The organism is Burkholderia sp. ABCPW 111, from assembly GCF_000773065.1.
Taxonomy (GTDB): Bacteria; Pseudomonadota; Gammaproteobacteria; order Burkholderiales; family Burkholderiaceae; genus Burkholderia; species Burkholderia savannae.
Genome location: NZ_JPWT01000055.1, coordinates 45624 through 67885, shown reverse-complemented (window position 1 = coordinate 67885; position 22262 = coordinate 45624). Strand labels below are relative to the sequence as shown.

16 protein-coding genes are annotated in these 22262 nt (G+C 62.9%); 7 read left to right on the top strand and 9 right to left on the bottom strand.

Annotation, left to right across the window (positions count from 1 at the left end):
• Positions 1-372 precede the first annotated feature (372 nt).
• The 4 genes from X946_RS08775 to X946_RS08760 all read right to left on the bottom strand — a co-directional run bounded on the left by X946_RS08775 (position 373) and on the right by X946_RS08760 (position 5758).
• Positions 373-1398: a methyltransferase gene (locus X946_RS08775; protein ID WP_038745924.1), complete on the bottom strand. Its 1026-nt coding sequence runs from the start codon at positions 1396-1398 to the stop codon at positions 373-375.
• 115 nt (positions 1399-1513) lie between these two features.
• Positions 1514-1909, bottom strand: a complete 396-nt coding sequence (locus X946_RS08770) for a nuclear transport factor 2 family protein (protein WP_038745922.1) — start codon at positions 1907-1909, stop codon at positions 1514-1516.
• 24 nt (positions 1910-1933) lie between these two features.
• Positions 1934-2911, bottom strand: coding sequence for an NAD-dependent epimerase/dehydratase family protein (locus tag X946_RS08765; protein ID WP_038745920.1), 978 nt, complete (start codon positions 2909-2911; stop codon positions 1934-1936).
• Positions 2912-2950: 39 nt separating this feature from the next.
• A complete protein-coding gene (locus X946_RS08760; RefSeq protein ID WP_038745918.1) occupies positions 2951-5758 on the bottom strand; it encodes a non-ribosomal peptide synthetase in 2808 nt (935 codons plus the stop codon).
• On the opposite strand from X946_RS08760, the gene X946_RS35045 reads away from it, so the two are divergent.
• Complete coding sequence (locus tag X946_RS35045; protein ID WP_156443868.1) at positions 5757-6062, top strand: hypothetical protein; 306 nt, start codon at positions 5757-5759, stop codon at positions 6060-6062. The two genes, X946_RS08760 and X946_RS35045, sit on opposite strands and share 2 nt — an antisense overlap.
• Before the next feature lie 723 nt (positions 6063-6785).
• On the opposite strand, the gene X946_RS08755 is transcribed toward X946_RS35045, so the two are convergent.
• The 4 genes from X946_RS08755 to X946_RS08740 all read right to left on the bottom strand — a co-directional run bounded on the left by X946_RS08755 (position 6786) and on the right by X946_RS08740 (position 12157).
• Positions 6786-7988, bottom strand: coding sequence for a sugar diacid recognition domain-containing protein (locus X946_RS08755; RefSeq protein WP_038745916.1), 1203 nt, complete (start codon positions 7986-7988; stop codon positions 6786-6788).
• Between the two features lie 77 nt (positions 7989-8065).
• The gene (gene pyk / locus X946_RS08750; RefSeq protein ID WP_038745914.1) at positions 8066-9520 is read right to left on the bottom strand and encodes a pyruvate kinase; all 1455 of its coding nucleotides are present in this window, start codon (positions 9518-9520) and stop codon (positions 8066-8068) included.
• Between the two features lie 73 nt (positions 9521-9593).
• Positions 9594-10760 carry a glycerate kinase gene (locus X946_RS08745; RefSeq protein ID WP_038745912.1) on the bottom strand — a complete coding sequence of 389 codons (1167 nt, stop codon included), beginning with the start codon at positions 10758-10760 and terminating at the stop codon, positions 9594-9596.
• A gap of 71 nt (positions 10761-10831) precedes the next feature.
• Complete coding sequence (locus X946_RS08740) at positions 10832-12157, bottom strand: MFS transporter (protein WP_038745910.1); 1326 nt, start codon at positions 12155-12157, stop codon at positions 10832-10834.
• Positions 12158-12909: 752 nt separating this feature from the next.
• On the opposite strand from X946_RS08740, the gene X946_RS08735 reads away from it, so the two are divergent.
• Positions 12910-13203, top strand: coding sequence for an H-NS histone family protein (locus X946_RS08735; RefSeq protein WP_038745908.1), 294 nt, complete (start codon positions 12910-12912; stop codon positions 13201-13203).
• Between the two features lie 492 nt (positions 13204-13695).
• On the opposite strand, the gene X946_RS08730 is transcribed toward X946_RS08735, so the two are convergent.
• Positions 13696-14391, bottom strand: coding sequence for a response regulator transcription factor (locus X946_RS08730; protein ID WP_038745906.1), 696 nt, complete (start codon positions 14389-14391; stop codon positions 13696-13698).
• Positions 14392-15538: 1147 nt separating this feature from the next.
• On the opposite strand from X946_RS08730, the gene X946_RS08725 reads away from it, so the two are divergent.
• The 5 genes from X946_RS08725 (at position 15539) to X946_RS08705 (ending at position 22193) form a co-directional block, all read left to right on the top strand.
• Positions 15539-16195, top strand: a complete 657-nt coding sequence (locus tag X946_RS08725) for a DUF1120 domain-containing protein (protein WP_038745904.1) — start codon at positions 15539-15541, stop codon at positions 16193-16195.
• Between the two features lie 222 nt (positions 16196-16417).
• Positions 16418-17065: a DUF1120 domain-containing protein gene (locus X946_RS08720; RefSeq protein ID WP_038745903.1), complete on the top strand. Its 648-nt coding sequence runs from the start codon at positions 16418-16420 to the stop codon at positions 17063-17065.
• Between the two features lie 485 nt (positions 17066-17550).
• Positions 17551-18249 (top strand): fimbria/pilus chaperone family protein, encoded by a 699-nt coding sequence (locus X946_RS08715; RefSeq protein ID WP_038745900.1) that lies wholly within the window; start codon positions 17551-17553, stop codon positions 18247-18249.
• Positions 18250-18608: 359 nt separating this feature from the next.
• Positions 18609-20993, top strand: a complete 2385-nt coding sequence (locus X946_RS08710; RefSeq protein ID WP_038745898.1) for a fimbria/pilus outer membrane usher protein — start codon at positions 18609-18611, stop codon at positions 20991-20993.
• Between the two features lie 537 nt (positions 20994-21530).
• Complete coding sequence (locus X946_RS08705; RefSeq protein WP_038745896.1) at positions 21531-22193, top strand: response regulator transcription factor; 663 nt, start codon at positions 21531-21533, stop codon at positions 22191-22193.
• Positions 22194-22262: the final 69 nt, after the last annotated feature.

The window sequence follows — 22262 nt, the reverse complement described above, 5'->3', positions numbered from 1 at the left end:
TGGCGCGACTCGCGCAACTCGCGCGGCGCGGCGGGCGGCTTCGATGCATCGCGCGACGCGCCGCGCGCGAAGGCGAACGTGCGCCGCGCGCGCATCGATCGTTGCCGCCCGTTCCTTTCCGTGCGCGCGGCGGCCAATCGGCGCGACATGAACGCTGTGTCCGCGGCGTCGGGCCCGGCGATCGCCGTTCGCCGCCGAGCCTGCGCGCGGCGCCGCCCCGATCCGGTCGATCGCCGCGCGCCGGATGCGCGCGCGTGAACATGCCATCGGCCGTCGGGCGCGAATCCTCGTCGGCGGACGTCACGGCGACGAGGCAAGGCGCGGCGCGGCAAGGCAGGGCGCGCCGCCGATCGGCGTGCCCTGCCGCCCACGTCACCGTTTGACGCCCTCGATGACGCTATGCATGCCTTCGGTCGGATGAACGGCCGTCATCGACAATCCGGCCGCCTCATAGAGCCGCCGGTAGTCGCCGGCCGTGCGCGCATGCCCGCCCGAGCTCATGATGAGCATTTCCAGATCGTGGAGCTTCGCGAAATGCGGCTCGCCGGGCGGCGTGAGCACGGCCTCCACGAGCAGAAGCTTGCCTCCCGACGGCATCGCTTCCGCGCAGTTCGTCATGATCCGGATCGCCTGTTCGTCGTCCCAATCGCAGATGACGTGCTTCATCACGTAGACGTCGCCCTGCGCGTCGACCGACTTGCTCGCGTCGCCCGCGACCACCTCGACCCTGTCGGTCAGCCCGTGCTTCGCGAACAGCCGCCGCGCGCCGTCGCAAGCATGCGGCAGCTCGAAGAGCACGCCTCTTGCCTGCGGATTCGCGGCGAGCAGCGTCGCCAGCAGCAGGCCGTGACCGCCGCCGACGTCGACGATCGTTCGGGCTCCGGAGAAATCGTACGCGCGCGCCACCGGCGGCGATTCGAGTTCGCTGACGCTCGTCATCGCGTCGTTGACGATCTGCGCGACCTCCGGGTGCGAATCGATGTATTCGAAGCCCGGCCCGCCCACGACGTGCTCGAACGCGCTTCGGCCGGTCTTCACGCTGTAGAGCAGCCCGCCCCACGCCTTCCAGCCCACGTCCATGCCCGCCATGCGCGCGAACCCGCGCATCGAGCCCGGCACGTCGCACCGCAGCGTTTCGCCGAGCGGGCTGTTGCTGAAACGCCGCCCGTCCCCTTCGACGAAAACGCCCAGATCGCCGAGTGCGCGCAGCACGCGATATAGCGCTTCCGGATGAGTGTCCGTCGCGGCGGCCAGCTCGGCCGCCGTCCGTTCCTTCTCCGCCAGCAGATCGGCAATGCCCAGCTCGGCCGCGACGTACAGCGCCTGCGCGTGCCATTTGCCGATGATCATCTGCAATATCGCGGTGTGCGGCGCCGGGCTCGCATCCACTTTCGCCATGAAGCTTCTCCTTGTTTCGAAATGGGAATGTGCTCGTCGCCCTGGTCTCGCGCGGCCGCGCGGCGAACCGACGCGGGCCGACGGCACGCGCCGCCGCCCGCGCGAGCCGGGACGATCAAGCCGTGATCAGCTTGATCATTTCCGCCGTGTCGAAATGATCTTCGAACGTGACCGCCTTGCCGTTCACGAACTTCCACACGTGCACGAACTTCAGCGTCGCGCTGCGCCCGTTGACGGCGGTGACGCCGCGCGTGCCGAGCACGACGATCCGGTCGCCGGATTCGATGAACTCCTCCGGCGCAAGCCGCATCTCGGCGATGTGCGTCGGCACGTGCCTGATGAAGGCGATCACTTCGTCGTGGCCCCGCTTCGTTCCGCCGAGCCCGTACGGGCCCATGCCGTCCGGGTGGGTCCACAGCACGTCCGGCGCGAGCGCCGCGAGCACGCCGGGCAGGTCGCGGCGATGGAAAGCCTCGTACGAGGCCCGCACGGTCTGCATGTTGGTCGACATCGGTTATTTCTCCTGTGTCGCGCGTCAGGGCTGCACGGCCGGGTGCGTCTTCACCGCTCCGGGGAAGTGCGTTTCGATCGTCCGGCGCACGCCCTCCTTCCAGTGCACGCCGCAGTCGCCGATCAGCGCGCGCCGCTTCGTGTTGTCGAACGCATAGGTTTCGCGCGTCACGTCGCCGCGCTCGAAACGCGCGTCGACGCCCGTGATGTCCGCGACGTACTGCATGCAGTCCTGAATGCCGACGGCATCGTCGCCGCCCCAGTTCAGCACGAGTGCGGGCGAGCTCGCCGCATCCCACAGCAGCGGCACCTGCCGGACGAGATCGTCGGTGTGGATCAGCGACGCCCAGTTCTGGCCTTCGCGCGGAACCGGAATCGGCTTGCCGGCGAGCAGTTGCCGGTACAGCAGCACCGGCACGCCGCCGTGCCCGTACGGGCCGTACGCGACGTTCAGACGCGCGATCACGGCCGGCAGGCCGAGCACGGCCGAGAACGCGCGTACGACGCCTTCGCACGAGATCTTGACGATCGGGTACGCGGGCAGCCAGTGCGCGACGCCGTTCAGCGGGTCCGTCTCCGCATACGGATGGTCGAGCGCCTGCCGCGCGTACAGGCTGCCGCTCGACACGTAGATGAACGATTCGGCGTGGCGGCAATGCGTCATCAGGCGGCCGGTGGCGACCGTGTTGATTTCGATCGCCTTCTCGAAATCGCCGTCCTCGCCGCGCCTGACCGCGGCGTGCAGCACGTGCGTGAAGTCGTCGGGCAGGCCGTCGAGCGTGTCGCGCTCCATGTCCCACCGCCGCGTGTTGACGCCCTTCGCGCGCAACGCGTCCTCGACGCTCGCGTCGCCGAAGCGGCCGATCGCCCATACTTCGTCCTCCGCCGCCAGCGCTTCGGCGACGGGCCGCGCGACCTGGCCAGTCGCGCCCGTGATCAAGATCTTCCGCTTCGCTCGCGTCTGCTTCGCGTCGCCACGCTTGTCGTTGCCTGACACAGTCATGAGCCTCTCCCCTTGGTCATCCGTGACATGAGACGCCGGTCATTTGCCGCCGAGCGCGCGGTCGAGCTCGGCCCGCAGCACCGCCTGGAACGTCGCGACGTGCGCCGGCCCCATCAGCGTGTAGTGCTCGCCCGCCACGTCGATGTAGCGATTCGGCGCACGCGTGAACTCGTCCCACCGGCGCAGCTCCTTGTTCAGCCAGTCTTCCTTGGTGCCGCGCAGCGGAATCGCATAGAAGATCGACATCGACGCCACGTCGCCGGACGGCGCGTACGAACGCCCCAGCGTCAGCAGCGATTGCGCGAGCCCCGCCCAGGCGCGGAACTTCGGCAGATCCAGGTCGAGCTCGGCGAGCCGGCCGGGCGGCGCGTTGTCGATCAGGTACGCGAGCGGGTCCTGCTCGGGCATCGCGGCGCGCAATTGCGACGGCAACGTGAGCGACTGCTGCTTGTCGATCAGCGACAGGAAGAACGCGAGGTTGACCGCGCCCTCCACTTCGTCGAGCTCGTCCATCCGGTACTTGATGTGCGGCGGCAGGTTGAAGCTGCCGACGAAATCCACGCGCTCGCCCTGCGATTCGAGCACCTTCGCGATTTCGAACGCGACCGCGCCGCCGTACGAATAGCCGGCCACCGCGTATGGCCCGTGCGGCTGCCGCCGGCGGATCGCATCGACGTACACGTTCACCATCTCGTCGAAGCGGGAGAAGTACGTCTCGCCTTCGTTGAAGCCGCGCGCGCGCAGCGCGTAGAACGGGCGCTCGTTGACGAAGTATTTCGCGAGATTGACGAACACGAGCACCTCGCCGACGCCGGGATGCACGCAGAAGAGCGGCGTCTTGGCGCCCGTGAGCTGGAGCGGCACGACCGGGTCGTATTCGCCCGCCGTCACGCGCTTGCCCGGCGCGAGACGCGCGGCCAGCGCGCGCACGGTCGGATTCTGGAGAATCGTCACGATCGGCAGATCGACAACGGCGAGCCGCTGCTCCACGTGCCGCTTCAGCTTGAGGATGTCGAGCGAGGTGCCGCCGAGATCGAAGAAGCTCGCGGTCGCGCTGATCGCGTCGGGCTCGACCTGGAACATCTGCGCGAAGATCGCGGCGACCGCCGCCTCGGTCTCGCCCTCGGGCGCGACGTAGCCGCCCATCTGCCGGTTCGCGAGATCCGCGGCGCACGCCTTGTAGCCGTCGTAGCCGCCCGCTTCGAGACGCTTGCGCATGATGGTGCGCTGGGTCTTGCCGAGGCTCGTCTTCGGAAATTCGTCTTCCGGCAGCGGCAGGATCAGTGCGGGCCGGAAGCCCCACAGCAGGATCGTGCTGTTGCGGATCGCGATGATCAGCCGATACAGCTCGTCTTCGTCGTCGAGCGGAAAGGACGGCGTGAACGTCACGACGAGCTGCTCGGATTCGTCGCCCGCGCCGCGCGTCGGGAATGCCGCGACGAACGAGCGCTTGATGCCGTCCAGCTCTTCGAGCGTCGTTTCCAGCTCGTGGCTGAAGTAGTTGACGCCGTTGACGATGATGCTGTCCTTGCTGCGGCCGACGAGCGAGAGCCGGCCGCGCTCGATGCGCCCGAGATCGCCGGTGCGGAACCAGCCGTCGTCGGTGAACGCCGTGCGCGTCGCTTCGGCGTTGTTGTGATAGCGATGGAAGATCATCGGGCCGCGCAACTGGAACTCGCCCGTCTCGCCGTCCGGCAGCACGTTGTTGCGGTCGTCCGCGATGCGCATCTGCAGCCCGAGAACCGGCAGGCCGAGCGACGCGAATTCGCGGCCGGCGTCGCCTTGCGGAAACTCACGCGAATACACGGAGCCGGCGCACGTCTCGGTCATGCCGAAGGCCGGCCACAGCGCATCGCGAGCGAGCCCGCACGGCGCGAGGAGATCGAGGAAGCGCTGCCCGGTCGCGACCACGATCGCTTCGCCGCCCGAGACGACATGCCGCAGCGACGACAGATCCAGCTTGCGGCGCAACGCGTTGAACGCTTCGTCGCCCATCGATTCGAGCGCGGCGTTCAGTTGCCCGAACAGAAAGTTCGGCGAGAACGTCATCGTGACGCGATAGCGGCTGATGAGATGCAGGAACCTGAGCGGATCGGTCAGGATCGCCGCGGATTCGACGTGAAGCTGCACCGCGCCGACGTAGAGCGGCAACAGATGGGCTTCCAGCAGCGCGGCGACGTGATCGAACGAAATCCAGTTGAACGTGACGTCCGCGCGGGTGAGCTGCTGGCGATCGTTCTTGCCCGCCATCGACGCGAGCAGGTTGCCGTGCGTGAGCACGACCGCCTTCGAATTGCCCGTGGAGCCGGACGTGAGCACGAAGACGGCGGGGTCCGCAGGCTGCGCGACATGAACCGACTCGTCGGGTGTCCCCGCGCGCAGCGCGTTCAGGTTGACCGCGAACGCGCCGCTCGGCAAATCGTTCTTCAGCGCCTCGGTGGTGACGAGAAGCGGATGGTCGAGCAGCGCGTCGACGTGCGCGAGGTGCTTCGCCCAGCGCTCGGGATCGTTGCGGATCGGCACGAGCGGGCACGGCACGAATCCGCCCAGCGTGCAGGCCCAGAACGCCGGGATGAAATCGTTTGCGTGCTCGAGCAGCAGCGCGACCTTCATCCCGGAGCGATAGCCGCGCGCCCGCAGGCCGCCCAGAATGCGGCGCGCCTCGTCCAGCAGCTCGGGATACGTCAGGAACGTGCCGTTTTCTTCGGACTCCGCGGCAACGAAGCGAACGCCCGTGTGCGGATGCAGCCGCGCGGCGCGCAACAGCAGGTCGGCGGCGTTTTGCGGCGAAGGAACGCGCGATTCGTGTTCGGAAAGGCGCGGCGAATCGAGGGTGGATGTCGTCATGGTGCAGGCACTCCATGCTTGTGGCGCAATTGATGAACGACCGCCCGTGCGTGTCCGCGCGGACGCGTCGATTGACGATTGCAGGGTGAATCCCTACCTGACTGGCCGCCGGCTTTCCGAAGAAAGGATCGGCGGCCGATTGACACTCGACTGCATGAGACGAATCGGCCGATCTCCCGGCAAAGGCGGGATTGTTCGGGCGATTTCCGACAATGGCCGCCGCCGCGATCCGAAATGCTCGACTCATTTCAAATCAGGCGCGCCAATGAACCGGATTCCCGGAATAATCCCTGGATTGCTTTGATGAAAGATACGGAACGAATCGATTGTTTTCCGCGCGCCAATGATCGACGCCATTCATTGGCCGCGCGAGAACGATTTACAGCTCGACGACCGGCGAGACGCTGCGGGCAATCGGCCGATCATCGGTGCTCCGGCGCCGTCGATGCGCCGGCGCCGGTTCAAGCGAGCAACATTGAAGCGAAACAGGGAACATTCGTCGTCTCGATGAAACACCGGGAGCTGCAGCGACGACGTTCCCGTATTAATCTTGACGATTGGAACGGAACGAAGTCTACGATAAATCGTGCGATGTTTGAATGCGATTCGCACGAAAGTATTTGTTAAAAATCGAAGTTTCTCGCGAAATTCATAAGACTCCAAACCAATCGGTCGATCCGTTCATTTGCACGAAATCATTCCGCTCAATTCGGCGACATATATCTCCCAAACACGACATGCGCGCACGATATTTATAATCGGAAAATTTCAAAAAAATATCCGTATCATTTACGGATATTTCAGAAAATCGAGCAACGGGTGGTTCGGTAAGCGCGAGACGCCCGGAAACGCGGGCAAGGCGGACGCGGCGGGAAATTAGGTGACAATGGGACGACAACGGGGTTGCGCGCGCCGTTCGACAGCGTGCAGGAAGCGCGGTGAGCGCACGGAACGCGCATGCGAAGGTGCGGCCACGTGCGCGCCGCGTGCGCCCCGGATCGATCGATGCCGTGCGGCTTGCCGCCGATCAGCTCGCCGAACGTCCGTCGCCTGCGCCGCCCTCATCGCCGTCGCGGCGGCTCACCGTCGTCTGCAGCGCGATGTACAGCCAGAGCCGATCGTCCATCGCGCCGAGATCGAGGCCCGTCGCGTCGCGGATCTGCTGCAGCCGGTAATCGAGCGTGTTGCGATGAATGCCGAGCGCCTCGGCCGTGGCGCTCGGGTGGCCGTCGTTCGCGTACCAGGCCTTCAGCGTGTCGAGCAGCGCGCCGGAGCGCCGCTCGCGCGCAAGCAGGCGCGTGAGCGGCAAGCGCAACTGCTGCGCCTGCCAGCCTTGCGACAGCGCCGACAGCAAGACGGGCAGCACGAATTCGTAGTACGAGTACGTGTTCTCCCGCGGCGCGCGGGCCGCGCCGACGCGCAGCGTCGCGAGCGCGCACTGATACGAACGCTCGAAGCCGTCGATCCCGTCGAGCGCGATGCCGAGCGCGAGCGAGAACGGCTGCGTCGCGACCTTGCGCAGCGTGCCCTCCAGCGCGGCGAGCCGCTTGCCGGCATGCTTCGCCAGCGCGCCGTCGCGGGCCGCGCGCGCATCGATCGCATCGAACATCACGAGCTCCAGATACGACGTCTTCGCGGTCAGCAACTGCGGCCACTCGTGCGCGAGCTGCGACTGCATCGCCTCGATCTGGCCGACGCCCGCCTCCGGGTCCGCATCGACGCCGCTCAGGCGGCACACGATCGCCGCATGCGCGACGCGCACGTCGATGCCGAGCCGGTCGGCCCATGCTTCGAGCTCGGCGGACGCGGCCGTGCGCCTCAGAAGCTGGAGAACGAACTCTTCCCGATGGCGCGCGTTGCGGCGCAATTCGACCGTCAACTGCTCGCGCTCGAGGATCAATTCCGCCGTGACGCGCAGCAGCTCGCCGAAGCCGCGCACCGCGTCCGGCTCGCCGGTGACGCCGATCACGCCGCACACCTTGCCGCGCACGCTGAGCGGCAGATTGATGCCGGGCCGCACGCCGCTCAGGTTCGCGGCCATCGCGTCGTCGATCTCGACTGCGCGCGCGCGGGCCAGCGCGAGCTGCGCGCCCGCGTGGATCTCGCCCACGCGCGCCGCGTCGCTGCTCGCCAGGATCAGGCCGTGCGCGTCCATCACGTTCACGTCGAACGGCATCACTTCGACGGTGCGTGCGACGATTTCAGTCGCGAGCCGGGCATCGATCATCATGGCGGTCAGGTCGGGTTGCGGGAACGGCGGCAAAGCCGGCGGCCAGGCGGGCCGCGGGCCGGCGCCCGGCCCGACGCCTATTGTCGCGTCATTTCGGTCGGCCAGACGATGCGCATCAGGTTCGTCGAGCCGGGATGCCCGAACGGCACGCCCGCGGCGACGACGATCGGGCATTCGTCCGTCGGGAATCCTTCCGCGTGCGCGGCCTCGATCGCGATCTCGACGATGTTCTCGATGCCCGTCGCCTCGACCGCGACGCGCGAGCGCACGCCCCACGCGAGCGTGAGCCGCCGCGCGACGTCGGCGCGCGGCGTGAGGCTCAGGATCGCGGTGCTCGGCCGCAGGCGGGACAGGCGTATCGCGGTGGCGCCCGACGCCGTGTACGTGACGGCGGCGCCGAGCCGCAGTGTATCCGATACCACCTCGATCGCCGCGCCGATCGCGTCGGTGGCGTTCGGCGCGTGCGCGGTGACGATCGCCTTCATCAACTGCGGCTGGATCGGGTCCGCCTCGGTCGTCGCGATGATCTTGCGCATGAAGTCCACCGCCTCGACCGGATACTCGCCCGACGCCGATTCGGCCGACAGCATCACCGCGTCCGCGCCGTCGTAGACGGCCGCGGCGACGTCGGACGCCTCCGCGCGCGTCGGCGTCGGCGCGAGCGTCATCGATTCGAGCATCTGCGTCGCGACGATCACCGGCTTGCCCGCCGCGCGCGCGAGCCGGATGATCCGCTTCTGCACGCTCGGCACGTCCTCGAGCGACATCTCCACGCCGAGATCGCCGCGCGCGACCATCACCGCATCGGCGGCCTCGACGATGTCGACGATGTTCGTCACCGCCTGCGGCTTCTCGATCTTCGCGACGATCGCGGCGCGCGAGCCGATCAGCGCGCGCGCGTCGTGCACGTCCTGCGCGGTCTGCACGAACGACAGTGCGACCCAGTCGACGCCGAGCGACAGCCCGAATTCGAGATCGTCGCGATCCTTCGCGGACAGCGCCGGGATCGCGAGTGTCGCGTCGGGCACGCTGACGCCCTTGCGATCGGACACGATCCCGTCGAGCAGCGCGACCGCCTCGATGCGTCCCGCCGACACCGCCTCCACGCGAAACCGCAGCTTGCCGTCGTCGACGAGAAGCAGATGGCCCGGCCGGGCCGCGTCGAAAATCTCGGGGTGCGGCAGCGACACGCGCTGCGCGTCGCCGGGCGCGGGGTTCAGGTCGAACACGAACGGCTGGCCCTTCGCGATCCGCGCGCGAGCGCCCGCGAACTGCCCGACGCGCAGCTTCGGGCCCTGCAGATCGAGCAGGATGCCGATCGGATGCCCGATGCGCGCCTCGATCGCGCGCACGGCCGCGTGGCGCGACGCGTGATCGGCATGCGTGCCGTGGCTGAAATTCAGGCGGAAGACGTCGGCGCCCGCGCGCGCGAGCGCTTCGATCGTGGGCTCCGTGGAGCTCGACGGGCCGAGCGTCGCGACAATCTTCGTCGAACGGTGGCGCTCGCGGTCGGTGTGGCTTTCGTTTCGCATATCCGTGTGCAGAGCTGAGAAGTGGATCGGATGCATGCGGCCGGCCGGCGAACGGGCGGCCGATGCGGGTGCGCTACGCGGCGTGCCGCGCCGGCGCGCGCCGGCCGAGCTGCCAGCCGACGCGAATCGCCGCCGCGACGTTGCGCGCGGCGAAGCGCACGTTCGTCGCCGCGTCGCGAAAGGCCTCGTCGATCGTACACGCGCGCCTGACGGACGCGAAGAGCGCGTCGAAGCCGTGCCGGTACAGCGCGTCGGCCTGGCCCGTCACCGCGCCGCCGATCGCGACGACCGGCACCCCGCATTCCGCCGCGATCCGCGCGACGCCGATGGGCGCCTTGCCGCGCAGCGTCTGGCCGTCGATGCAGCCTTCGCCCGTCACGACGAGGCTCGCGCCGCGAATCGCGTCGCGCAGCCGCAGCGCGTCGGACACGATCTCGACGCCCGGGCGCAGCGTCGCGTTCAGGAACGCGGACATCGCCGCGCCGAGGCCGCCCGCCGCGCCGCCGCCCGGCAGCCGCGCGACGTCCGGGCCGACGTCGCGCGCGACGATCGCCGCGAAATGCGCGAGGTTGCGATCGAGATGCGCGATCATCTCGGGCGTCGCGCCCTTTTGCGGGCCGAACACCGCGGATGCGCCGTTCGGCCCGACGAGCGGATTGTCGACATCGCACGCCACTTCGAACGCGCACGCCGCGAGCCGGCCGTCGAGACCGGCGACGTCGATGCGCGCGAGCCGCTCGAGCGGCGCGCCGCCCGGGCCGATCGGCCGGCCGTCTGCGTCGGCGAGATGCGCGCCGAGCGCCTGCAGCATGCCCGCGCCGCCGTCGTTCGTCGCGCTGCCGCCGAGACCGACGATGAAACGGCGCGCGCCGGCGTCGAGCGCCGCGCGGATCAGCTCGCCCGTGCCCCGGCTCGACGTGACGCGCGGATCGCGCGACTCGGGCGGCACCCGATGCAGACCGCTCGCCTCGGCCATCTCGATGACCGCGGTGCCGTCGGGCAGGATGCCGAACGCGGCGCGCGCCGGCCGGCCGAGCGGATCGGCGACGATTGCCGCGCGACGCTCGCCGCCCGCCGCCGTGACGAGCGCGTCGACCGTGCCTTCGCCGCCGTCGGCGATCGGCAGGCACCGGTAGTCGGCGTCGGCGAACACTTCGCGGAACCCGGCCTCGATCTGCCGCGCCGTTTCGACCGCGCTCAGGCTTTCCTTGAACGAGTCGGGAGCAATCACGATCTTCATCAGCGAACCTCTTCGGTGGCGCGCGCGGCTCGCGCGCGAATGCAGGAACGAAAGGCGCGGCGTGGCCCGCGTCAGCGGCCGGCGCGGCGCGCGTGCGTGCGCATCACGAGCACGATGCCGACCACCATCGTGCTCGACAGGATGTAGAGCGCGAGATCGGTGCGCTGCGTCGCGTCCTTGATCCAGCCGACGATGTAAGGGCTCACGAACCCGGCGATCTGCCCGAGCGAATTGATGAGCGCGACGCCGCCCGCCGCGGCGGTGCCCGTCAGCACGAGCGTCGGCAGCGGCCAGAACATCGCGAGCGCGGTGAGCGCGCCCGCCGTCGCGAGCACGAGGCCGATCATCGCCGGCACGATCGCATTGCCGGCCTGCGCGGCCATCAGCAGCCCCGCGACGCCGACCGCCATCGGCACGCTCAGATGCCAGCGGCGCTCCTGGCGCGCATCGGCGGATTTGCCGACGGCGATCATCGCGATGCTCGCGAACAGATACGGGATCGCGCTCAGCCAGCCGATCGCGCCGCTGCCGCCGACGCCGAGCGAGCGGATGATCGACGGCAGCCAGAAGTTGATCGCGTACACCCCCATCTGGATGCAGAAATAGACGATGCCGAATTTCCAGACGGCGGCGTTCAGCAGGATGTCGCGCAACGTGTGCGGCTGGCCGGACGACGCGCGGGCGGCGTCGGCCGCCGTCGTCGCGATCGCGCGGTTGAGTGCGGCTTTCTCGTCGCCCGACAGCCAGCGTGCGTCTTCGATCCGGTCCTGCAGAAACACGAACACCGCGACGCCGAGCACGATCGTCGGCGCGCCCTGCAGCAGGAACAGCCACTGCCAGCCCGCGAGCCCGCCTTGGCCCGCCGAGAAGTGGTCGAGCATCCAGCCCGACAGCGGGCCGCCGATCACGCCGGAGATCGGGATCGCCGACATGAAGAGCGCGATCGCGCGGCCGCGATGCTCGGCGCTGAACCATTGCGTCAGATAGAGCACCATGCCGGGAAAGAACCCGGCTTCCGCGATGCCGGTGAAAAAGCGCAGCGTATAGAACGACGCCGGCGTCTTCACGAACAACAGCGCCGACGACAGCGCGCCCCACACGATCATGATGATCGCGATCCACACGCGCGCGCCTGCGCGCCGCAGGATCAGATTGCTCGGCACACCCGCGAGCACGTAGCCGACGAAGAAAATGCCCGCGCCGAGACCGTAGACGGTTTCGCTCATTTGCAGGTCGCTCAGCATCTGCAGCTTCGCGAAGCCGACGTTCACGCGATCGAGATAGTTGAACAGGTAGCAGACGAAGATCAGCGGGATCAGCCGGAACGCGACCTTGCGATAGCCGTCGTTCAGCGGGTCCGATGCGGGCCGCGCCGCGACGGAGGAGGGAGGGGTCATGCGCGTCTCCGGATCGTTTTATATCGTGTGAGCCGTATGGTAGGGACGTCGCGCCGGGGATTCATCGGGCGAATGCACTATAGACGTGACATTCAGGCGAGATTTATAGTGCAAATGTACATGCGGGGCGATCTGCCCATCCGCCTCTGTGCGCGCCGGCGTTGCCCGCGGTGTGCGCGAATCGCTCGTCCTCTGGTCCGGTCTTCCGCTTTTCCGCTTTTCGCTTCTCCGTTCATCGGAATGGACGACGCGTTGCTCCATGCCGAAAGTCTCGAGCGTCGGCGGCGCTGCTTTTGCGCGCGGCGCAGCCATTGCGTCGGCGTCGACGATGAACGGCGCACACGTGCCCCGCTTCTCGTGCCGTTCGTTCAATCACCGCGACGCTTCCCCTCAGCGACCTCCGACGGCCAATGACCGCTATCGCGGCCCGCGCCGCCCACGATCCGCACATCGCGGAGCCTCCAAGCCGCTTGCGCCTCGTCGCGGCATTTTCGGCAAGTGGCCGCGGCCGGCCGGAATCAGCTCGGCGTTCCCGCTGCCGGCCGCACCACGAACATCATCGCCATTGCGCGACGCCCGAGGAAGGACGGAAGCCGGCGATTGAATTTCGGCAATCGCGATTTAAAGCGCCCTTAATCCATACTTGTCCCATTACAAATGATCAATCTTTAAATTACCATCCAACAATATCGAGTTTATTCAACGGCATACCTCACCAATCGAATATCGTATTCGATCGAAAGAATTCAGGCATGAACAGTTATCAAGAGTACAAACAACACGTCAAATCGCTTCAGGCATCCCTGGACCGGGAACGCAAGGCGATTTCAGCCAAAGTGCTCCAGGAGATTCGCGAATGCGTCGCGGAATTCGGCTTTACGCCTCAAGAAGTATTTTCTTCGAAGAAGAAGCGCGAACCCAAGTACTACGACCCGGTCAGCGGCTCGACGTGGACCGGGCTCGGGCGAGAACCGGCATGGATACGCGGAAAGGACAGGAAGGTTTTCGAATTGTCGAGCCACCAGGACAACGATCATTTGGGATGAAATCGCGGCGCCGAACCGCGCGGTACCGTCGAGCGTGATGGCCGGCACAAAGGCGCGATTGCGTCGCTCGGCGAATTCGGTCGGAGATTCGGCCGGAGTCGCGCGCCGATCCGGCTGCCGCTCTCCGGGCAGTTCGGCATCTGGCCAAGCCGAGCGTCGGCCAGCATTGCAGCCGTCGAAAAAAGAGGCACGCGGCGATACGTGACGAGGCGACGGAAACCGCCTTCCGGTTGAGCGGGTGCCGGTGATCGCGGGCCTGTCATGTTGCCGCGCACGCATTCGCGCACGGCTCGCAGCGCAAGGCGCAACATGGCTGCTCCATGCAAGCGCCGGCGCATTAAGCGATTCGTTGCCCGATAGCGCTTTGCTTACCCGAACCGCGCATGTTGCGTCGCGACCGCGAGCTCCGCGTGTCGTTGTGCGAAACAGGACGCCTGCCGCATGAGAATAGCGTGACGAGCGGAACGATCCGGCGTCGCGGCGAAGCGGCAATCAATACGCCGCCGCCTGCACCCCGACCGGAGCGCCGGACGGCACGCCGGCCGCCATGAGGCCGGTTTCATACGCAAAGCGGAACAGGCTCGCATCGCGTTCGATGCCAAGCTTTCGCATCGCATTCATCTTTTGCGTGCTGACCGCTTGCTTGCTGCGATGAAGATAGGCAGCGATTTCGTTGACGGAAAGCCCGGATACGTAAAGACGCACGATTTCCAATTCCCGGGCCGAGAGCTGCCGCTCGATCGACAGCGCTTGCCCGTCGTCGGCAATTCGCGACGACACGAATGCATCGACGTCCGCCGGAATGTACGTTGCTCCCGCGTAGACGGCCTGGACCGACGCAATCAGGTTGTCGATATGGTCCATCTTGTTCACGATCGCACGCACGCCCAGCCGTGCCATCGACGCGATGAGCGCGGGATTGTCGATCGCCGTGAATACGATGATCTTCAAATCGGGGTAATGGCGCCTCAGGAACGAAAGCAGCCCAAGGCCGTCACCGTGGCTGCCGCCAGGCATGGCGTAATCGGTAATCAGGATGTCGCATCGCTCGCACGCGAGCAGATCGACCAATTCAGTGGAATTGCTTGCCGTGCCTGCGACTCTGATCGCACTGGATCTGCTCAGCGCATGCTCTATTCCGGCTATCAGTGCGGGATGGTCGTCAGCGACAATCAAATCGATTTTCATTTCACCCCCAAATTTGTATCAACGTCATATCGACCACGCGCCTCATTCGATCCCGAATCAATCGATCAACTGTTCAGAACGAATAGGGTTTATATAACGTCGATCTCCATTTTTGCCGCTAGACAAGCAACGTGGCGCGCGGCAAACAATCTTCGCTCACCACTTCATTGAAAACTCAATAAGTTGATGCACTTTATAATTTTCAATTCACGACAACATGAATCTAGCGGCCTACTGCCTACATGTTTACATTATAATTACAAAACACTCGGCAATTTCATTACAAACAATATTTAACAATTACTGCGCGCCGCGTAAGTTTTACCTGTCTCGTCGAATTGATTAAGCTCGATGTGGCGCCGCGCAAGAACAGTCGAATTGACCGATCGTCCTGCTGCACTATGCACAAGAGGCGCACACGGCTGCGAGCCACGTCCAAACAGCATCCGGATACAGCCCACCAGGATCGTGTATCGACGCATCCATTCCGAAATTACCCGACCGAAATCACGCTCCGGAATCGCCCCCTATAGCGTGAGTCACACCCACATTAAGGGTCACATAATAATTTCCATCGGCGCGCGGCGACCGTACAGACGCTTTTGGCACGCCTTCGAAGCGCTCTTCCGATTTACGGGGCCCGTGAGTTGAGTACGGCGCCCACGCTCGAACTAAGCGACGGGATCGCAAAGCGAGCGATGTTCGACGGTACGACGCTCTCACGCGCATGCATTGCCCTGCCTATCGCCTCCTTCTTGCAACGCTTGTGCGACAAGCATCCAAACGACAATCCCGGACGGCATGCACTGCAATCCCGCACCGGCAAAAGCTGCGTTCATGCCGCATGGCGGCTGCCGCTGCGATCCTCTCCGCTCGCTCTGCACTCCGTACAGTCGCCTCGGCGGCATTCCTGCGCGTGGCGCCAGGCTGCCAACCGCACACCGGACGCGCGGCTCGTGTCCACAGGTATTTTTCGCGGTGTTGCGCGCCCGCGGGTTAGGACGAGTTCGATCCAAAACAGGACCTGTCCCAGTGTTAGGACAAACCTCGTTGATTAGCATCTCAGTCACGGATTTCCGCAACGACCGTCTGGTTTATCGGGAATATGCCGGCCTCCGGGCTTTTTTCTACTTGGGAACTCGAATCCATGAAACTGAAAACCTCTCTTCTCGCGCTGTCCATCGCCATGCTCGGCACGACGGCAGCTCATGCTGCAGCACCGGCTCAAGACCTTATCGTCAAGGGCACGATTGACGTGCCGGCCTGTACCGTCGCCGCGGCCGACAATGGCGTATACGACTACGGGAAAATTTCGCCGACGCTGATCAAGAGCGGTACGGCGACTACGGCGCTTACCAAGATGGAAAAGGCGTGGACCGTGAACTGCGATGCCAAAACGTATATGAGCTTCAAAGTGACGGACAATCGCAGCGCTTCGTCGAGTTCGACGGACAACACCGCATTTGGCCTGGGTACGGTCAACGACAACGGCAAATTGGGCTACTACACGGTGACGATGCAAGATGCGCAGGTCGATGGCCAAAAGGCACGAGTGTATGCAACGCCGAACACGTCTCTCGGTGGTACGGGCGTTATCGCAGCGTCTCAAAAACTGAACAAGCTCGCCAACTACACGCACGGGTGGGCAAGCGAAAGCGCCGCATCGCAGATGGCCGGAACGACTTTCACCGCGAACATGGTGGTCGAAGCGGTTCTCGCCGGCACCGAAACGATGGGTGGCGCGCTGAAGGACGCAGTCGATCTGGACGGCTCCGCAACGCTGACTTTCGCGTTCGGCCTCTAACCGTCTCAAACTGATGTTCGGGCACAATCGATGCGCCCGAACATCGATCGCGTTTCGCGGCTGATTACAGCCCACTATCCCCCGCGCCTCGTTAAAATACAAAAAGCACAAGAGACGGTCGTCCCAACATACCGGGTACCACACATACGATCGCACTCGTTACAAAACGAATAATCTCAATGCAATAAAATCCAAGCCAACCTTAAATACATCAAATTTCCCATGAAACCAAAAATCACATTTTGCGCGATTTCAATTATCGTCGCGCAACTTTGGTCGGCTAATATTCAAGCTGATACACCAAACCTGGACCTCACGGTCAAGGGCACAATTGACGTGCCGAGCTGCACTGTCTCCGTTGCGAACAACGGCATATACGATTACGGAAAGATCTTGCCGACGACAATAACGAGCGGCACGGGTCATACCGATCTCGGAAAAATGACAAAAGCTTGGTCCGTAAATTGCGATGCCAACACCTTCATGACTTTCAAGGTAACGGACAATCGCAGCGAATCTGCCAGCGTTTCATCGCACGATAGTAGGACGTTGAACACGTTCGGCCTTGGCATGGTCAACAAAACAGGCAAGCTAGGTTACTACACAATTAAAATGACAAACCCCACCGTTGACGGCGAAGCAACGAAATTATTTAATACTTTAGAGACAAGCGACACGGACATCTATGTCCGTCATTCGGATATAATTCAAGGTTGGGGGTCGCCAAATAGTCTTGCTATAGGCAGAAATTTTACGGCTGACCTGACAGTCAATGCCTACCTGGCTGGAACAAGCATTATGGCGGGTCCGCTCACCGAATCGATCGACCTAGATGGCTCGACAACTTTGGCATTCGCTTTCGGCCTATAAATATAACTCACCCCGGATGGCGCCCGCATGCCATCTGGCAATCATGCGAAAACCCGATCATTTATCGTCATTACCGCATTAGTGCGCACACCATCTTCATCGATTTCGAGGAGGCGCACCCCACCAATATCCCTCTCGCATCACCCTCCAGATAATTATTTAGTTTCCGAAAAAATCGGCATCTTCAATATGCAAGGCCGAGACATTCCTCAAGATTAATTTGATTTGACAAACGAAGACCAATTTCCGATTGAGTCCATAGCCGCCCATACTCCAAAGAAAACTTCACCTTCAGCGATCTCGCTTTCCACCCGCCCCACCAGAAGCATGAATCAAGCGAACTAGTACTTGTCCCACCGGACAACAGGACTCGTCCTACTCCATGCCCGAAGCGCAAAAGATAACATTCCGTATGTCTAATCAATATAAAAGCACCACCGCTTACCAGCCTTCCGCATCATCAACGCCTTAAGACGAATTCACCTATGCTCCCCCACATTATTTTTCGCGCTTTCCGTATCAAAACATTCGTGGCATCGATTTTCGCCGCATGCAGCCTGCAATCCCACGCAGCCACCTTTACCCTGGAAAATCCAACCATCATCTTCAACGAAACGGATCAACGCGTCGCCTTCAACGTCAAAAACGACGGCGAAAGCCCCATGCTGCTCGTCAGCAAGCTCGAAGATCTTGGCGAAGACAAACTCAGTCAACGCATTCTGATTGCGCCGCCAATCGCACGCATCGATCCCGGCCAAAGTCAGCAGATCAAATTTTCGCTCAAGAAGGGGGCCAAACTCGAGCACGAGTACATGCTCAAGGCATCGTTCGAAGGGGTATCGCAAACTGGCCGCGGCTCGCTCGTGATGCCGGTACGCCAGGAAATCGGCTTTTTGGTTCAAGCCGGCGCGGTTCCCGTTTCCAAAACCCCTTGGGATAACTTGAAGCTCAGCCTTGCGGATCGACATTTGACGCTCAGCAATCCGAGCACGCACGTGATCCGCCTCGCGCCAAGCGTCAAGCTGTTGCCCGCGAACAAGACGGTCGCGCTCCCGCATGCCTACCTGATGCCTGGCGAGTCTCGAACTGTTGAAATAGACGATGCCGCCGACAAAATCGAGATCGTTCCGCTCAGCCGCTACGGCCTCGTATTGCCCGCAGTCACGATGCCGGTCCAGCGTTAATTTGGCGGAGCGAAAGTCGGCAACATCACCTCGCCGACGTCAACCAGCCAACTCTCGTCTCTCGCCCCAGTCCGCTGCATTCGCGCCGCCGGGCGATTTCGCCTCGCGACGCGACGATCATTCACATTAATGGCCACCCGCGCGCTCGTCGCGGAACGAACGCTCTTGTTCGAGCGATGCCGGCCATTGACCCTGCGCCCGCATCGCCGCCACGCACGCGGCTCATGTGTCGATGCGGCTCGCGCCATTTCCGTCCGGCGCGCACGGCCAGTTGCGCCTTTCACCTGTAGAGGGCTTGCGAATCAACGCGGCCCCCTTCCCTCGCCAACTCAAACAGCACCGCTGCCGGGAGATACGTTGTGCACGCAAGACGGTCGATCCTGTCGCTTAGCTTGCTCCTCTTCATTGGATGGGGAAGCAGCGACGCGCTCGCCGTCTCGTCGCCTTCGTCCAGCGTGGCTGTTGAATTCGACACACAAACGCTGATCGCGCGAGGCTATTCCGCCGACATCGCAAAATTCTTCAGCGGCGATTCGCGCTTTCTCCCCGGCAGACAGGAAGTCACGATCGCACTCAACGCCCATCAGACTTACACGACGAACGTTCAATTTGATGACGACGGCGATCCGTGCTTCGACGCCGCACTGTTGGGCACGCTGCGATTGCGTAAACCGTCCGACCTGGCCGGTTGCGTCGACCCCGAGCAAATGTGGCCGGAATTTCACATGAAACTCCATCCGGGGCAGTTCCGAATCGACATGACCGTGCCGGAGAAAGCGTTCGATCCGAAGCGGCGCGACGACGGACTGCACTCCGGCGGTAAGGCGATGTTGCTGAATTACGATGTCTTCGCGCAGCGCTTCGATACCCGTTTCGGCAACAGTCATTACTTTCAGGCGCGAATTGAGCCCGGCTTCAATATCGGAAACTGGTCTTTCCGCAATCGCGGATCGCTGACAAATTCCAGCAATGGATTCTCGTATCAATTGCAGGACACCTACCTCGCGCGTACCGTCGACGCGTGGGGCGCCATCGCGCAGATCGGCCAGTTCACTTCCGCAGGCGAAAGCCTGGGCGGCCTGCCGATGCTCGGCGTTCAAATCGGTTCGGACAGCCTGCAAAGCGGAGGACAACTGACTGTTCCCATTCAGGGCATCGCGGAAAGCAACGCGACCGTCGAAGTACGTCAGCGCGGCCGTGTCGTCTATCGCACGATCGTCCCGCCTGGGCCGTTCATGCTGTCAGACATCGGCAACGTCGCGCAGAACGCCGATCTCCAGATCGAAATCACCGAACAGGACGGGCGAAAGCGACGCTTCGAGATGCCCGTCGGCATGAGCTATGCCGACGCGAAGCAGCCGATGACCTGGCAGGCAGCCATCGGCCGCTATCAGGACGCGGGCCATTCCGACGGAAGGCGCACGCCCACGATCTTCGCCACGGGCGAAGTCTCCTTCTCGGCGTTCAACAATCTTCGCGTGTCGACCGCCGCGCTTGCCGCCCCCGGCTATGTTCATGCGAGCGCCCAAGGAACACTCTCGGCGGAATCCGGGGCATGGCTTGCAAGTGGAGTGCGCTATTCACGGGCCGCCGGCGTGGGTCAAGGATACCAATTCGAGTTGCAAGGCTCGACCCGGATCGGAGGGAACGTGTTCGCGTCCGCCTCGTGGCTTTCGCGCTCGAATCGCTATACCACGCCCGATGTTGCACTCGGATCGCTTCGCGACGCCACCGGAGCGGGCCAAACCAAGCATTCGGCGAACGCGTCGGTAAACTGGGCGCATCCTCGCTGGGGCAGTTTTACGTATGGACTTTCGTACAACAGTTTCTTCGGCGCTTCGAGCACCCTGTCTCACACGCTGAGCATCGGCCGCAAGATCGGCCGTGCGAACGTCAGCCTTGCCGCACAAATCAGCCCCAAATACGGCAGCAGCGTATACGCCAACGTGTCGATTCCGCTTGGCGGCGGCTCCTTGAGCGCACGAAGCGCCCGGTCGCAGCGCGGCGATCTCACGTTCGGCACGTCCTACAGCAATCGGCTGGGACGAAACGGCTCCTATTCCATTGGCGCATCGGGCGACAAGAACGGCCAGACCGCGAACGCATCCTTCAGCATGAACACCGGTCTTGCTCAGATCGGTGCAGGCGTCGCTCAGAGCACGACCAATTCACGGTCTACTTACGTGTCCGTAAGTGGAGGCATCGCATACGCCAACGGACTATTCGGAACGGCCTCCAGTCGAATCGGAGATACGTTCGCCATCGTATCGGTTCCAAACCAGAAGGGGCTGCGAATCAGCGCTCCCGGCGGCACCTCCATCACCAATCCGCTCGGCACCGCGATCATTCCTTCAGTGACGCCCTACACGAAAGCCCAGCTTCGGCTCGATACGCAAAGCCTCCCCATGAATGTGCGCCTAGACACGACGACCGTAGACATCGGACTCAGACGAGGAAGCGTGCTCACACGCACGATCAACGCAACCGAAACGCGACAACTCATGTTGACGATACGAGATTCGACAGGGGCCACCGCACCGGTCGGCACCACCGTGCTCGACGAGCAAGGGCAATTCCTCGGCACGATCGTCGGAGACGGAAATTTCATCCTATCCGATGACGACATCGGCAAGCCGATCAGGTTGTCAGGCGTCAACCGAAGCGAATGCCGCGTTACTTATGACGCGCCCGAACTGTTCGATCCGGATCAACCTTATGAAGAAGCCGAAGGATCATGCGGCTGATCAGCGATCGTCCGCAACCAGCCTCGCATCGCGCGTCACGCTACCCGACGCCAAGGCGCACATGCCAAGTATGCGCCTTCTTAATTCGCATATCCTTCACAGGCAGAATTGCACAATCCATCTTCACCTTCATGAACAAAACGAGATCCACAACTCTTCCCGCGATTGAATTTGTAAAATATTGACAAATTCAACCCTTTAATACATGTCCGATGGCACCGCCGGCATTTGTAATTTAATCTTCATCTTACACGTCGATTAATCATCGATGATGATGGCCTCATCGGCTTCGAAGTGTGATTTTATTGAAGCTCCATATCCAGCGCATCAAACCGCGATGCGCCTATTTTCGGGCTTCGCCTTACGATTTTCAACATGAATTTTCAACACCCGAGCCGCCAATGTCAAATGAATCTCAAATTATCGAATTGATAAAGATCGATAGAAAAAGCCCAATATCGAGATGGAATTTCAGTCAATCTCAAAAATGTCACGCGCTTTCACAAAACTTCGCAAACCATGTAACTTAAAATCAAGATGACTGTTTTTTCCATCAAGGTCATCATCGCGGATGACCATCCCGCTGTACTGACCGGCCTGCTTCACGCGCTGGCTCCTGTCAGCTCGATAGAAGTGGTGAGCGCCTGCCGAAATTCCACTGAACTGCTGTCTGCGCTCAATGAATATCCTTGCGATGTTGTCATTTCGGATTACAACATGCCGGACGACAACTTCGGAGACGGCATTTCTCTGTTCTCGTATATCCAAAGGCGATATCCGAGCACCCGCTTGATTGCGCTCACGATGATCAGCAACCCCGCGATCATCCACAATCTGATTTCACACGGCATTTCAACGGTTCTCAGCAAATCGGACGAGGTCGGACACATCATTGCAGCAATTCACGCCAGCTATGCGAAGGGTTCCTACCTTTCTCCGACCATGGAGACGATCGTCAACAGCGGTCATGGCAAGTCGCCGGACGGAAGCGTTCCGTTATCGCCGAGGGAAATGGAAGTCGTGCGCCTGTTCACGTCCGGCTTGTCGGTCAACGAAATTGCCAACCGCCTGAAGCGAAGCAAACAAACCATCAGCTCTCAAAAAGCCAATGCCATGCGAAAGCTTGGCCTCAACAGCGACATCGATCTTCTCAAATATGCGCTGAAGGTGAAACTGGTCGAAGACACGACCAGTCATTGATCGGTTGCTGTCGTGATGAACGGCCTTATGACGTTCGCTGACGTCGCTCATGAGCGTTCGCCGCCGCAA